Here is a 13,540-nt window from a genome sequence, read left to right as displayed (position 1 = left end):
CGGACCGCCTTGGCCCTGGTCTGCTCGTCGTACTTGCTCGGCATAGATGCCACCTTCCCAACGAAGAAGGTGCGCATCAAACCCGGGGTGGTTCACACCCGACAGGTCCTCTCCGTGTGGCACCGCCGTAGCCAGGTGAGCTCGGTCCAGGTTCGATCCGTTGAAGGCGCAGTTTGAAAAGATGGCGCCCGCAGCGTAGATCTCGGTCAGAATCGCTCTGGTGAAATCGACATCTTCGAAGCTCGCGCTAGTGAGCTTCGCTCCTCGACAGTTCGCCGCGCGAAGGCTGACGGCAACGAGGGATGCGTTAGAGAGATCCGTCTCTACGAGGACGGCGCCCTCCAGTGCCGATTCACTGAAGTTCAAGCCTTGGAGATTCGCTTTGCTTAGGTCCGCTATCGGATAGGTCCGGTCTGTCCTCGGCCGTCGCCCAAGGACCGTTATTGCTGCTTTTACGGCCGCTGGCATTTCGTGCTTCGTCTCCCTCTCGGCCCGCCAGATCTCATCGTGGTCAGGATTGTCCCTACCTTCACCCCGTCCGTTCTTGTCCGGCACTTCGGGCATGGCCGGCCGCCCGCGGCTGTGTTCCCGGACGTACGCCGATAGGACCTCTTCTACAACACCCCGGTCGCGGACGGAGTCGTAGGCAATCCGCTCGAGTGCGTAAATACCACCTAGCTGCACATCTGGGCTGATGTTTCCGGTCTGCTCGACAGCCTTCGTGTAGCGATCTGTCCGGTTGCTGTCGCGGTCGAGTTGTTGTCGCAGGTGTGTGTAGTAAAGGCCAGCAGCAGCGCCAGTCGCGGCGAGTAGTGCCAGCAGGCTGCGGCGCTCCTCACTGATTGCCTTGGCCCGGTCGATCGGTGGGAGTTGGTCGTCGATGCCATGGAACCCGACAAGCCACTCGGGCACGATGAGGATCGTAAACACGACAACCGCTACAACCGCGGCCACGAGCAGCCCCCGGGCAATCAACTGCATCCGTGTGTGCAGCGGGCGAATCTCCATGAGCTTAGTCTGGGGCTAATCCTTCGCGGTCGCCATAGGCTCAGAGGAAGCCTGCGCCGGGGCCGAAAGACGTCAGCATCAGTGCCTGAGGAGCCCCAGCTCCGGCGCCTGGCACGCGGAACATCAATTGCTGACTCGAGGCGTCGAACTCGAAACTGTCCCTCTCCCATGTTGCGCCCCACCTGAGTAGCTCCATGCGCAATCGGACGTGTTCCCCGGCGAGACTGAACGTCATCCTCTGTTGATCCATGTCAGCAGTATTGAATTGCTGACGTTTGGGAGGGGTAGGGCCGGTGCTCACCACACGGTCACTGAACCAAGCATTGGCGGTGAATACCAATGCCGTCACCGCACCGTCGGATGCTCGGATACGACCTCCCAGATTGCTCCACCCTTACGCGGTGACGCCCGGCTCCCACCTGACTTGCGGCCCAGGCACTCCGCGTGGCCGTTGAGCGGTCGTGAACGTAAGGCCGAGCTGGTTGGCGTTGGTCAACCACTTGGCCAGATAGTCAGTTTCAGCCGACATAGCGTCAGCCCTCCGTCCTGTGAATCCAGCGTTCTCGGGCAACTAGAGCCGCGTCACTTGTCGGACGCCGGGCGGACCGATTGGACCGAAACCGCCTGAGTCGACTGGATCGCCTGTCCGCCGCGACTCGAAGTCGACGGCCGCGCCTAGGGGCGATGTCCGGTCCAAGCACGTGCCCCGTGCCCCCGCATGCTCATGAGCCCCCTATTGGTGATCTGCGCGATCCGGCACGCGGCCATCTCTCGCTCAGCAACTCCCCACTCCGACGGTGAGCCTCGCCAGCCACGGTGTCAATTGGCCGGGTCCGTAACCTCGGCAGAATCTTCGGTTCGGTTGGGTGATGCCGACCGATTGGTCGGCACGCGACCTCTGCTCGGTGACCCGGACAGCGTGGTCCAGGCGACCCGCGGCTGCACCTTCGCCTTGGGTCCACCTCTAGCAGTTCGGAGCCGTACGACAAGGGCAATGCGGATCCGCTCTGCCGGCTCCGGCGGGTCGACATGCCCGCCGGGTGGAGATATTCGCGGCTCGGTCGAGCTTCCCCCGATGGAGCGTGGGTACTCCGAGCCAGCGACCTCACGCAGGTTTCCGCCGAGGTATGTGCGACTACCCGCCTGAATCCAGGACTCCTTGAATTGAGATCCCGGTTCTGTGGCTCGGCTTCGATCGGCACGGTTGGCGTTGATGCCTGACCGGGCAACAGGCAGGAGGAAGTTATGCGCTGGCGAGGATGGACGCCACAATCAGTGCAGGTGGCCGGGCCGTGAGTGGGCGCGCAAAGCTGATCGAGGCACACCGCGAGGCGGCCGCCTTCTATCGGCGGGCGTTGCTGAGTAAGCCTGGTTGGCCCGTGGAGTACCTCCGGGCGCGGCGACTCGATCATGTGCTGGCGTGGAACTCGAGCTGGCCGGTTGGGTACGCACCTGATGCGTGGTCGGGGCTGATCGATCACCTTCGCCGGAAAGGCTTTGACGACAAGGTGATGCTTGATGCGGGTCTGGCGAAGGTCACGCACAACGGCTACGTGATCGATCAGTTCAAGGACCGGCTCATGTTCGTCGCTCATGACAGGGCTGCTGACGGAGTCGGCTTTGTCGGCAGGGGACGCGGGCAGTTGGTCAGGTACTTGAACACACCGACCACGCCGATCTACGAGAAGTCGAAGACACTCGTTGGCCTCGGGGAGCAGAGGAAACTCCTTACGAGGGGTGGCATTCCCGTGCTGGTCGAGGGGCCTACCGATGCCTTGGCGGTGGACCGGATAAGCCGGCTTACTCGCTGCGGATGGGCGGGCATCGCCGTCGCCGGCACGCGGCTGTCAGTTGAACAGAGCAACTTGCTGAAACACAATGCGACCTCGGACATTGTGATCGTGGCGACCGATGGGGACGCGGCCGGGCGGTCTGCTGCGATCCGATGGCTGGGTCCGTTGTCGGCGACGTTTCGCGAAGTCTTGTGCGCCGAGCTCCCGGCTGGCCATGATCCGTCGTCGTTGTTCGCGTCGGAGTACGGCGCCGATCGCCTCAGTCGAGCGTTGAGTTTCGCACGGCCCTTGGTCGATGTTGCGATCGACACGGAGTTGTCGCGCTGGTCGCGGGTGCTGGACCACATCAGTGGCCGGGTGAGCGCACTTCGCGCCGTCCTGCCATTGGTCACGAAGATGCCCAAGGACCGTGTCGCAGCCGAGGTGATCCGGCTGTCGCGGCTGCTGCAGCTCGACGAGCAGACCGTTTCGAGAGAGCTGCTCACTGCGGTGAGCGCGGTGTCGCGTCACCGCGCACAGGCCGTTACGGCGTCGCCGAATGCTGTCGACCATCCGCCGCCCAGCCCAGACCTCTGACGAAATGATCGGTGCCTGCGGCATCTAACTGCAGAGAGATTCCAGGATTCCTTGATCGCTGGATCCAGGTTCTGAAGGCGACGCAGGTTCACGAGATTTGTGGCAACCAACCACAACAGTGAGCTGGAGATGCCAATGACTGCCGAGCTACAGGAACTCTTGACTGACCTGACCGAATCGAACTGGGCGCCTGAGCCGTCCAGGCGACTCGCGCGAGGTATCGAGGAGCGGATCGTTGCCCACATCCCGAGCCGCCTCCGCATCGCGCTCGGCCCCGACGAGGCTGCTCAGATCGCCCGAGTAGTCGCATGGGAGCGCTGCAAGCAGTTGGCTGCCGATCCGCCCCAAGGTGGGCCTTCGTGGGGCTATCTGGCGAACAAGGTGCGTTGGCGTCTGGCAGATGCTGTTCGTGCCAACACGCTGAGGAGTCGGCGTCACCCGTTGACCCAGTACGTTCCGGAGCAGCAAGACACCACCGGCCCGAGCGAGCTCGGCACGCTGCTGGACGAGATCGTCGTGGAGCTCAGCCACCAAGGCCTACCGATGGCGCAGGCACGGCGGTACGTCGTAATCGCTGCCGAGGGCCCACGGTTTGAGCGCTCTTCGATAGTTGCGCGCCTCATTGCTTGTGGCGCTACCAGGGCACAGGGAGAAGGGTTTGCCTGGCTGCTACGCGGTGGAGCGGCCAAGCCTTCTGCTCTGGCCAGGCTCGCAGCCGGTCACTCGCCTAGCGAGATCTTTCGCGACCCGGTGGTGTGTCGCTGGCTCCTCGCGGCCACAGGCCTGGACCCGCACTTCTCGGGAGGCAGGTCGGGACTCGGACGCAACGCTGGTGTCGCGTGGCGCACGGAGCTGGCCGGTCCCGGGCTGGCGAGGACGGCATGAGCTGCAAGTCGGCGATCCTCCGCGCGTTGAGTCGGCATGAATTCATCTCAGACGGCTGTACGCCGACACAACTGGCTGCTTCGGCACTACGGACGCCAGGCACGGGTCTACCTGCGAATCCTGCGGGCTCTGCGGATCCTGCCGGCCGCAGTCGAGACCTCGCTGGTCTCGCGACTGCAGGGATCCGGGCGTGAGCGGGGGATCTGACATGCGGCAGCTCCTCCAAACGAAGGTCGTCGTCCCGCTCGTCATCGTCTTGGTCGCGGTGACGCTGACGGTCAGTCTCGCCTTGCGCTGGCACGCCGACCCGGGCGGCTCACAGCCCGGTGGCGCTCGCAGCACCGACGTGGCGGCAGACGAGAACGGATCGGATGAGGCGGAGGCTGGTGATGACGGTGCGACCAAGCTGGACGCCTGGCAGCGGCCAACCACGTCCGATCCCAAGGCGTTCGCCATCGCCTACGCCCGTGCCATCTGGACCTACGACACCTCGATCCACAGCTTCTGGGACTGGCGAGACGCGGTCAGCGTGTTCGCCGATCCGACCGATCCACCGGAGGGCCCGAGGGTTGCTCGGAGCCTGCTCCCATACCCCGAGCAGTTCGAGCAGCTGCAGCTTCACGACGCGAAGGCCAGCGTCTCCGACCTCACCGCGGACGTCACCTCTGAACTCAAAGCCATGGAGAAGGATCCCCGTGCCCCGACGGGCTGGCACGGCTACCTCGTACGCGGCGCGCAGACCACCGTAATGGACGATCGGACATCGACCGCGCCCCGCGAGGCGACCGTGGCTGTCGTGTGCGATCCGGACTGCCGGTTCTGGTCGGCTAGCAATGAGAGTCCGCAGTGATCGGCAAAGCGGCGGCACTTGGAGTCCTAGCTCTCCTCGGATCGTTCATCCTCCTACCGGTAGCCGTCGCGAGGAGCGGCACCGAGTTGTGCGACACGGCCCCGGTTGGCAGCGGACTCAAGCTCGACAACGAGCAGCAGTCCAACCTGGCCGTGATCAGAGCGGTTGGGCAGCGCCTCGGCGTCGGGACCAACGGCCAGGTCATCGGGGTCATGACCGCGCTCACCGAGTCGACCCTGCGTAACGTCGACCACGGCGACGCGGCTGGTCTGGACTCACGCGGTCTGTTCCAGCAACGTGCCGGCTGGGGGCCGCTCGAGGTACGGATGAACCCCGAGGGTGCTTCGAAGCTGTTCTTCCAAGCTCTGCTGGGCCTGCCCGGATGGGCGGTGATGCAGCCATGGGCTGCGGCCCAGTCTGTACAGCGGTCTGCGTTCGCCGACGGCGCGAACTACCGGCGCAACTACGAACTCGCCAGCCGGCTCATGCAGCAACTGCCGAGTGCGTGCGCCGCGTGGCAACTCGACGATTCCGACGCGCTGCCTGGCGCGCGGGCCGCGGTGACCAAGGCGCTGGCGATGGTCGGCCAGACCGGCTACTACCAGCTCTGCGCGCGGCTCGCCGCCAACATCTGGGGCCGCGACCGCGCCGGGTATGTCTCCGCCGCTGAGCAGTGGAACGCGGTGGTGGACAGCGCCCAGGCGCACGAGGGCGACCGTCGGCCACCCCTTGGCGCGTTGGTGTTCTGGAGCAACAGCGGCCCCTACGGCCATGTGGCCGTCTATGTCGGCGGCGGCCGCATCGTGTCGAACGACATCGGCGACAGCGTCCCCGGGGTCGGCGGCGTCTACCTGACGGAGATCGGTTCGATCGAGTCCAGATGGAACGCGACGTACCTCGGCTGGGCGCCGCCCATCTATCCCGACGCCTGACATTGACCTCATCTCAAGGACACATCATGCGAAGCATCATTGTTCACGTCGTCGTCGTGGCGAGCCAGGACCCGGGCATCACTCCGAACTCGAACGGTCTGCCTGGACTGCCGGCATTGCGCCAGATGGCGGGAGCTCTGTTGACGTTCGGCCTGGTCGCCTGCGTTGCGGCGTTCGCTGTCTCCGCCGCGGCATGGGCGCTGGGGAGCTTCAACAACAACTCGCACTACGCGGGCAAGGGCAAGACAGGGTGCCTGGTCGCGGCCGGCGCAGCGCTTCTCATCGGGTCGGCCAACGCGATCATCCGCTTCTTCAGCGGCATCAACGTCGGCTGATCGGGGACCGGTGCATCTCCGCGGTCGTCCGGAGAGAGCCCGGCCGGCTAGGGCATGCCCTTGTGGGAGCTCTGATCGGTACCGCCGGCGTTCCGCTGGCGGTCGGGATTGTCGCGGCGTGCGGCAAGGTGGTCGACGAGATCGCGGCCGCCATTCTCGGCAGTCACGTCACCGCGGACGGTCTGAAGCGGATGGTGGACATCAGCGCAGTACTCAGCGTCGGCACTCTCGGCGGGTTCCTGCTCCTCGCTGTGCTCTTGGCGTTGATCGCGTTGTTCTCGCTGTACTTCGTGATGCTCATCCGCGAAGTCGCGCTGGTGGCGTTCGTGGTGTTCGCCCCGATCGCCATGGCCAGCTGGACTTGGAGCGCCACGAAGCATTGGCTACGCCGTTGGGTCGAGGTCGTGGGCGCACTGCTGTTTTCCAAGATCGCCATGGCCGTCGTATTCGCCCTGGGGATCTCCGCCACGGGAGCGTCTGGCCAGCAAGCCTCCTCGAGCCTGGGGACGTTCCTCGCCGGAATCCTGCTGGTCGCGATGGCTGCTTTCGCGCCGCTGGCAACCTTTTCCTTCATCCATTGGGCAGGCGACCAGGGTCACGCAGCGAGCCACGCCATGCAGCAAGGCATATCGGGCGCGAGTGCCGCTCGTGATCAGGTCGAACAGGCGCAGCAGTGGCGTGCTGATCACTTCGGCGGGTCGGGCGAGGACGATGACTCACCGATCGTCGATGGTGACATCGCCAACCCGGACATCGAGAACCAATCCGGTGACTCCGAGGACGAGTCGACCTCACCTTCGACGGACACTACGGCTTCAGCGGAGACCACAACGGCAGACTCAGCCGACGGCAGCGAAACTCCACCATCAGTGGCGTCGCCGACAGAGTCCGGAACTGAGGGATCGTCCGCGATCGCCGTCGCCACGACCCAGGTCTCCGTCGAAGGATCCCCAGGCCCCCAGAGTGGTTCTGGCGGCGACCCAGCACGAGATGAGGACTGATGACCTCGCCCTCCACGATCTCCACCCGATTCCCGCGTCCCCAGCGCACTGTCGTACTGCTCGGCTTGCGGCCGCTCCAGGTAGCTTTGTCGGCCGTCGCAGTAGTCTTGCTCGCCCTGACCGCATTCGGCGGGGGAGAGGCGGTCGCACGGCTCGGTTGTCTGATGATCGCAACCGTAGCCATCGCGATCGCGTTCGCCCGGATCGGCGGCCTACTCGCCTACCACTGGATCGCCCTGGCCGCGCTTCACGCGACCCGCGTGGTGCGAGGCGAGCATCGGCACCGGGCTCGCCTTCTAGAGCCGAAAGTGCACGGTGTGTTGCATCTCCCCGGGCAGGAGGGGGCCTTGCGGGTGCTGGAGACCAATGGCTCGATCGCCGCGGTCCTCGATCCCCGCCGCCGACGGCTCGTGGCCGTCGCGCGAATCGAGGGACCCGCTCATCTGCTGCAGAACTCCGACGAGCAGGAGCGCCGCGTCACGGCGTACGGGAGACTCATCGCCGGCCTGTGCCAAACCGGTCGCATCGCCCGAGCGCAGATCCTCGAACGCACCCTGCCGGATCCAGGAGACGGCCTCGGCGAGTGGGCACGCGAACGTCACGTCGACCGGTCTACCCCGGCTGGCGCGATCTACCACGACCTTCTGCAACGCGCGGCACCTGCAGCTGCCAAGCACGAAACGCTCTTCGCCTTCGTCCTGAGCCTTGACGCTGTCTCGAAGGACGTTCGCAAGCAGGGCGGCGGCACGAAGGGCGCGATGGCCGTTCTGGAGTCCGAGGCCCGCGCGTTCCAACTGTCTTTCGCCGCAGCAGGGGTCGCGGGATGTTGGCTCAACGCCCCCGAGTTGGCGATGAGTCTGCGTGTCGCATTCGACCCTGCTGCCACGCGCACGATCCCCAGTGCCGAGGTCCTGGATCCCAGCGGCGCCGGACCTCTCGCAGTCGACACCCACTGGGATCGGCTCCGGACCGACTCGTCCCACCACCGTGTCTATGTCGTGTCAGAGTGGCCGAGACTGCGGGCTACACCGTCGTTCCTCAGTCCCCTTCTCCTGAGGCCTGGTATCCGACGAACCTTCTCTCTGGTCATGCAGCCGATCCCGGTCGGCAAGGCGCTGCGCGACGCTCGCCGGCACCGCGTCGAGCGCGTCACCGACCGAGCCACCCGAGCCAAGATCGGCCAACTCGAAACCGAGGAAGACCGTCAACTGGACGCCGACGTAGCCCAGCGCGAGAAGGACCTGGCCGCCGGCCACGGAGATGTTCGATGGCTCGGTCTCCTGGCAGTCTCCGCAGACACAGAAGAGGCTCTCGACGAGGCCTGCACCGAGATGGAGATCGCAGCCGCGCAGGCACTGATCGATCTGCGCCGCCTCGTTGGCCAGCAACTCGAAGGGTTCCTCGCTACGGCGCTCCCGTTCGGGATCGGACTCGGATGAGGCGGCGCCAGAAGTCAGCAGCGCTCTTCGAGCCGACCGGACTTAGCCGACACGACCGAACCGCAAACCGTCACGCGCTGGCCACCATGCAGGTCGCCAAGCCAGCGCCGGACGCCGCGCGCGAGCCCGAACTGCCGACAGTGTCAGGTGTGCTGAAGCCTCGGCCGTTGCTGGTCGACGTCCACCGGGCCACCACCCGCGTACTGCGGGTCGCGTACCCGTTCTTGGCCGAAGGTGGACTCGGATCCGACGGTACCTATGTCGGCTCCGATGTGTTCAGCGGCGGCTCCTTCGTCTACGACCCCTGGGTGCTGTACCGGCTCAAGGCCATCACGAATCCGAACATGCTCATCGCCGGCGTGATCGGCAGTGGTAAATCCACCACCGCGAAGGCCCTCATCACCCGCTCCATCGCGCTCGGCCACCGCGCCTACATCCCCTGTGACCCCAAGGGGGAGTGGAGTGCGGTCACCGAAGCTGTCGGTGGAGCGGTGATCAAGCTCGGCCCTGGCATGCCCACGCGGCTGAACCCGCTCGATGCAGGTGACCGCCCGAACACTTTCGCGCTCGACGAGTGGCAGCGCGTGGTGTGGTCACGCCGACGCGCACTGCTCGGGACACTCGCCGAATCCACCCTGGGGCGATCACTGACGCCTGTCGAGCACACCTCCCTCGATGTCGCGCTCGAGGCAGCGTCCCACCGGCGCGAGACGCCGACTATCCCCGACGTCGTCTCAGCCCTGTTCGACCCCCACCGCGACCTGGCTGCCCGCAACGACCTGGACATCGCTGGACTGGCTTCGGACGGACGCGACGTCGCCCACGCGATACGCCGGCTCGTGCACGGCGACTTAGCCGGCATGTTCGACGGCCCCTCCACCACCCAGTTCGACCCGTCGCTCCCGATGGTCAGCCTCGACTCCTCCAGGATCAGCTCTGGCGGAGACGACCAAGCCTTGCGCCTCACACTCGCGTGCGCCTCGTCCTGGATGGAAGCCGCCGTCGCCGATCCGGCCGGCGGGCAACGCTTCATCGTCTACGACGAGGGCTGGCGGGTCATGCGCGACCCGGCCCTGCTTCGCCGCATGCAAGAGCAATGGAAGCTGTCCCGGGCCTGGGGTGTGTCCAACGTCCTCATCGTTCATCGACTCTCCGACCTGGCCGCGGTCGGGGACCTCGGCTCGGAGTCGCGTGCCCTCGCCGAAGGTCTGCTTGCCGACTGCTCAACCCGAGTCATGCTTCGGCAGGAGCCAGACCAGCTGGCGCGCACGGCAGCCCTTCTCGGGCTGACTGATGTCGAGATCGCGACCATCGCCAAGCTTCCGAAGGGCCGGGCCCTCTGGAGACTCCCGAGCCGCTCCTTCGTCGTCCAACTGATCCGCCACGCCCGCGAAGCCGAACTCTTCGACACCGACGCCCGGATGTAGCGAGATGCAGACACCCAAGCCAGACCCGACCAACTTCTTCCTGGCCGCAGGCGGAGCCCTGATCACAGCGGCACTGCTGCTCCATGTCGCGGGCGGAGTGACGAGCTGGCTGCAGACAGGCGAGTGGATCGACACGCCATGGACCGGAGCACTTGAGGTCTTGCTCGAGCCAACGCGTCCTGGGCAGGCCTTTGGCCTTGGTGAGGTGATGACGCCAGTTCTCTACTGGGTGGTCTTCGGCTCGCTCGTGAGTCTGCCGATTGGTGCGCTCGGCGCAGCCGCACGTCTGCGTCAGCGAAGAGCCGCGAGCACTGCGAGTCGCACCCGACAGTTGACGGCTCGGCCCGGGCTAGCCACCCGCGAAGACGTCCAACTAGCCGCCGGTCGGCGACAGGTCGTCCGGCGAGGCAAATCCGCTCGACCTCTCGCTCATCTCCCGTCGCCCACGGACGTCGGGGTGTACCTCGGACGCTCCCGTGGCGTCGAGTGCTGGGCCTCAGTCGAGGACTCGCTCATCACCGTCGGCCCACCCCGTTCCGGGAAGGGCATCCACCAGGTCATTGCCGGCATTCTCGACGTACCGGGCGCAGTCGTGACTACCTCAACCAGGCCCGACAATCTCGCGGCGACGCTCGCCGTACGTGAAGCCATTGGACCCATCGCAATCTTCGACCCACAGGGCCTTGGCTCGACCGGCGATGTCCGATGGTCGCCGATCCGCGGCTGCGAAAGCCCAACAATTGCCATCGTTCGCGCCAGCGGACTGGCCGCCGGCGCGGGCTTCTCCAAGGGCGGAGTCTCGGACGGCGCCTTCTGGCATGGGCAGACCGAGATGGCTCTGCGCGGCCTCCTCCACGCCGCGGCCATCGACGGCGCCGGCATCAACCAGCTGTACCGCTGGGGTCTCGAGCCCGCCTCCGCGATCGAGGCCGTCGCCATCTTGAACCGCAGCGACGGCGCTGCCGAGGGATGGGGTGACACCCTCGACGGCATCGTCCGCATGGACGGACGAACCCGAGACGCAATCTGGGCCGGAGTGCGCTCCGCCCTGTCTGCCCTGGCCGACCCGGCCGTCCGCAAGAACCTCGACCCACTAGAGGGAGAAGGACTCGACCCAGCAACCTTCCTTCGGGATCGAGGCACCATCTACCTCCTCGGCACTGGCGTCGGCGCCAGCGCGACCTCGGCCTTCATCGCCGCCCTGCTCGAAGACATCACCGAAGCCGCCCGCCAGCTCGCCGCCGGCAATCCAGGAGGACGCATGGAGCCACCCCTCAGCCTGATCCTCGACGAGATCGCCAACCTCTGCGCCGTGCCATCCCTGCCAGCGCTGATGGCCGACGGCGGTGGCTCCGGCATTTCCACCCACGTCGTCATCCAATCCCTGGCCCAAGCCAGAGACCGTTGGGGCGAACAAGCCGCCGCAGCCATGTGGGACGCGGCCACCCTGCGCTTGATCCTCGGCGGCTCCGCCCAACCACGAGACCTCCAAGACCTCGCCGCCGTCTGCGGCGAACGCGACGACGAAGTACGCAACTGGAGCCGCGGCCCAGACGGCGGCCGAACGCTCTCCACCAGCACACGACGCATCCCGATCCTGCCACCCGACGTCCTCAGAACCCTGCCCTTCGGCGTAGGCGTCCTCCTAGCCCGAACGGCACCACCGATCCTTCTCACCATGAGGCCCTGGACCGACCGTTCCGACGCCGACCTGATCCGCTCCAGCATCGCGGCCAGCACTCAACCGACAGCTAGCTCCTGATGCCAGCCGACGACGATCTCCTTCAAGCCCTCGGCCTCGGAGCACTGTCCGATCCCCAAGTCATCTGCTGGCGCGACCTTGATCCCAAGACAGCTACCGACGAGCTCGATCGGCTAGCCACCTGGCTCGACTGGTTCGTCGACCGCTACTACCTGGACCACAAGACCGTCCCGCCCTGCTGGCACGCCCACGGCGCCCTGGTCGAAGAACTCTCAGCCCTGCGCACCCTCTGGGAAGCCTGCTACCTCGAAGACGCCGCCCCCTCCGACCCCATCGGCTTCCACCGAGACCTAGACACCACCCTCCGACGCCTCCGCGAATGGACCTCCCGCCTCGGCTGCAGCCGCATCAACCACAGACCAGAGATGCACACTTGATCGCGAGGCATCCGGCTGATCCCGCGGTCAATCGTGCTTCGGATGGTTCTTCCGGACTTGAGCGGCCGCTTGCTGTCCGCTCGCGCCAGGGCCTGCATCCGCCGGTCGCGCCGAACGAAGATCGTGAGCCAGCGGTCGACCGACCCTGACCCCGCCCCGATATGGTGCCGGCCAGCGCGCCGGTGTACGGCAAACTGACTCGGTCCTCAACCGCAACCATGGAGGCCTCACCAGCCATGCCTGCCAACCTCGTCTCACTCGACACCCCGCTGGAAGACCTGCGGCCCGGTGACTGGTTCCCAGCCAGCTCAGACGGCCAACAGTGGCGAATGGTCGAACGGGTTGAGATCCGCCGGAACAAAGTCATCGTGCGATTCAGCACTGGCACCCTCGATCGCGACTTGCTCATCAAGACAGACGCCTAGGGCTGCCGCTCATCGCAATGCAGCCCGGACAAGCTGTCCGACGTCGATCCTCTCGGCCGCGAGCCGGGGGTGTCCCTGTCCTGGCGCCCTGACAAGGCCGTAGAGAAAGCTGCCTGGACTCAGCTGTCGAAGGGGGCGAGCCGCCGCTGGTTGGCGTCTCGACGCCGCTGCGCGACGGCACCGATCCGGGCCGCGCGGTCGAGAGCCCGTTGGAGCCGGGCGGTCTGCCGCTGGGCGGTGCGCAGTTCTTTGCGGGCATGGTCGAGTTCCTCGGCCAGTCGGTCGATTGTGGCGATCAGGGTCCGCGACCTGATGCTGATTCGCATCGAGCAGAGCCTCCGCGGCGACCCGATCTGCCTCAACCTCGTCGTACTCGGCCTGTTCGGCGCGAACCGCAACTCGGCCCGGCGCCGCTGCAGGGTCCGGTCCACCGCGGCGGACTTAACCGCCGGGGGTGCCTTCTTCTTGCTCGGGTGCGACCGGCTGGCTCGGGTATTGGGGTGGGTGCTGCGGACGACGCGTGGTTTGAGCGCGGCGAGCTGGGCTGGTTCGCCGGACTCGTCGACCGCGCCGAACCCGACGTGACGTAGGGCGCTGGTCAGCTGACCAGCGCTCAGCATCTGCGCCGCGCCAGGATCGACCAGCGCCGCGTCGAGGGTTTCGGTCAGCCGGTCAGCCACCTGATCACTGATGCTGCGTCCCTGGACCCCTGCATGGAGCGGGCGGTCTC

At 66.1% G+C, this 13,540-nt stretch carries 13 protein-coding genes; 11 read left to right on the top strand and 2 right to left on the bottom strand.

The window, feature by feature from the left end; genetic code table 11:
- On the bottom strand, nucleotides 1–1,008 hold a 1,008-nt coding region (locus EV644_RS43165), incomplete at its 3' end, for a pentapeptide repeat-containing protein (RefSeq protein ID WP_132197484.1).
- 1,259 nt (nucleotides 1,009–2,267) lie between these two features.
- Here EV644_RS43165 and EV644_RS43160 point away from each other — a divergent pair.
- The 11 genes from EV644_RS43160 to EV644_RS43115 all read left to right on the top strand — a co-directional run bounded on the left by EV644_RS43160 (nucleotide 2,268) and on the right by EV644_RS43115 (nucleotide 12,385).
- Nucleotides 2,268–3,377, top strand: a complete 1,110-nt coding sequence (locus EV644_RS43160) for a toprim domain-containing protein (protein ID WP_132197482.1) — start codon at nucleotides 2,268–2,270, stop codon at nucleotides 3,375–3,377.
- Nucleotides 3,378–3,512: 135 nt separating this feature from the next.
- Nucleotides 3,513–4,262, top strand: a complete 750-nt coding sequence (locus tag EV644_RS43155; RefSeq protein WP_132197480.1) for a hypothetical protein — start codon at nucleotides 3,513–3,515, stop codon at nucleotides 4,260–4,262.
- A 36-nt stretch (nucleotides 4,263–4,298) separates the two neighbouring features.
- A complete protein-coding gene (locus tag EV644_RS45025) occupies nucleotides 4,299–4,469 on the top strand; it encodes a hypothetical protein (RefSeq protein WP_158293112.1) in 171 nt (56 codons plus the stop codon).
- The gene (locus EV644_RS43150; RefSeq protein WP_158293111.1) at nucleotides 4,453–5,112 is read left to right on the top strand and encodes a hypothetical protein; all 660 of its coding nucleotides are present in this window, start codon (nucleotides 4,453–4,455) and stop codon (nucleotides 5,110–5,112) included. The genes EV644_RS45025 and EV644_RS43150 overlap by 17 nt, the downstream gene beginning before the upstream one ends.
- Complete coding sequence (locus EV644_RS43145) at nucleotides 5,109–6,044, top strand: CHAP domain-containing protein (protein ID WP_132197476.1); 936 nt, start codon at nucleotides 5,109–5,111, stop codon at nucleotides 6,042–6,044. Before EV644_RS43150 ends, EV644_RS43145 begins: the two co-directional genes overlap by 4 nt.
- A 26-nt stretch (nucleotides 6,045–6,070) precedes the next feature.
- Entirely contained in the window at nucleotides 6,071–6,379 is a 309-nt protein-coding gene (locus EV644_RS43140; protein ID WP_132197474.1) for a DUF6112 family protein, read from the top strand.
- A gap of 62 nt (nucleotides 6,380–6,441) precedes the next feature.
- A complete protein-coding gene (locus EV644_RS43135) occupies nucleotides 6,442–7,380 on the top strand; it encodes a TrbL/VirB6 family protein (protein ID WP_132197472.1) in 939 nt (312 codons plus the stop codon).
- Entirely contained in the window at nucleotides 7,380–8,819 is a 1,440-nt protein-coding gene (locus tag EV644_RS43130) for an SCO6880 family protein (protein WP_132197470.1), read from the top strand. Before EV644_RS43135 ends, EV644_RS43130 begins: the two co-directional genes overlap by 1 nt.
- An 86-nt stretch (nucleotides 8,820–8,905) precedes the next feature.
- Nucleotides 8,906–10,246: a VirB4 family type IV secretion system protein gene (locus EV644_RS43125; protein ID WP_241999446.1), complete on the top strand. Its 1,341-nt coding sequence runs from the start codon at nucleotides 8,906–8,908 to the stop codon at nucleotides 10,244–10,246.
- Between the two features lie 4 nt (nucleotides 10,247–10,250).
- Nucleotides 10,251–12,008: a type IV secretory system conjugative DNA transfer family protein gene (locus tag EV644_RS43120; protein ID WP_132197466.1), complete on the top strand. Its 1,758-nt coding sequence runs from the start codon at nucleotides 10,251–10,253 to the stop codon at nucleotides 12,006–12,008.
- Complete coding sequence (locus EV644_RS43115; RefSeq protein WP_132197464.1) at nucleotides 12,008–12,385, top strand: hypothetical protein; 378 nt, start codon at nucleotides 12,008–12,010, stop codon at nucleotides 12,383–12,385. The genes EV644_RS43120 and EV644_RS43115 overlap by 1 nt, the downstream gene beginning before the upstream one ends.
- A 544-nt stretch (nucleotides 12,386–12,929) precedes the next feature.
- On the opposite strand, the gene EV644_RS43110 is transcribed toward EV644_RS43115, so the two are convergent.
- On the bottom strand, nucleotides 12,930–13,490 hold the full coding sequence (locus tag EV644_RS43110) for a hypothetical protein (RefSeq protein WP_132197462.1): 561 nt from the start codon (nucleotides 13,488–13,490) through the stop codon (nucleotides 12,930–12,932).
- Between the last annotated feature and the right edge of the window lie 50 nt (nucleotides 13,491–13,540).

The sequence above is a fragment of the Kribbella orskensis genome (assembly GCF_004342085.1).
GTDB lineage: Bacteria > Actinomycetota > Actinomycetes > Propionibacteriales > Kribbellaceae > Kribbella > Kribbella orskensis.
The sequence above is the reverse complement of the archived record's forward strand: the minus strand, read 5'-3'. Positions and strand labels throughout refer to the sequence as shown.

Bases quoted from the DNA above. Each gene is read 5' to 3' on its own strand.
- EV644_RS43140 (WP_132197474.1), top strand. From the start codon at position 6,071: ATGCGAAGCATCATTGTTCACGTCGTCGTCGTGGCGAGCCAGGACCCG.
- EV644_RS43115 (WP_132197464.1), top strand. From the start codon at position 12,008: ATGCCAGCCGACGACGATCTCCTTCAAGCCCTCGGCCTCGGAGCACTG.
- EV644_RS43125 (WP_241999446.1), top strand. From the start codon at position 8,906: ATGCAGGTCGCCAAGCCAGCGCCGGACGCCGCGCGCGAGCCCGAACTG.
- EV644_RS43155 (WP_132197480.1), top strand. From the start codon at position 3,513: ATGACTGCCGAGCTACAGGAACTCTTGACTGACCTGACCGAATCGAAC.
- EV644_RS43130 (WP_132197470.1), top strand. From the start codon at position 7,380: ATGACCTCGCCCTCCACGATCTCCACCCGATTCCCGCGTCCCCAGCGC.
- EV644_RS45025 (WP_158293112.1), top strand. From the start codon at position 4,299: ATGAATTCATCTCAGACGGCTGTACGCCGACACAACTGGCTGCTTCGG.
- EV644_RS43120 (WP_132197466.1), top strand. From the start codon at position 10,251: ATGCAGACACCCAAGCCAGACCCGACCAACTTCTTCCTGGCCGCAGGC.
- EV644_RS43160 (WP_132197482.1), top strand. From the start codon at position 2,268: ATGGACGCCACAATCAGTGCAGGTGGCCGGGCCGTGAGTGGGCGCGCA.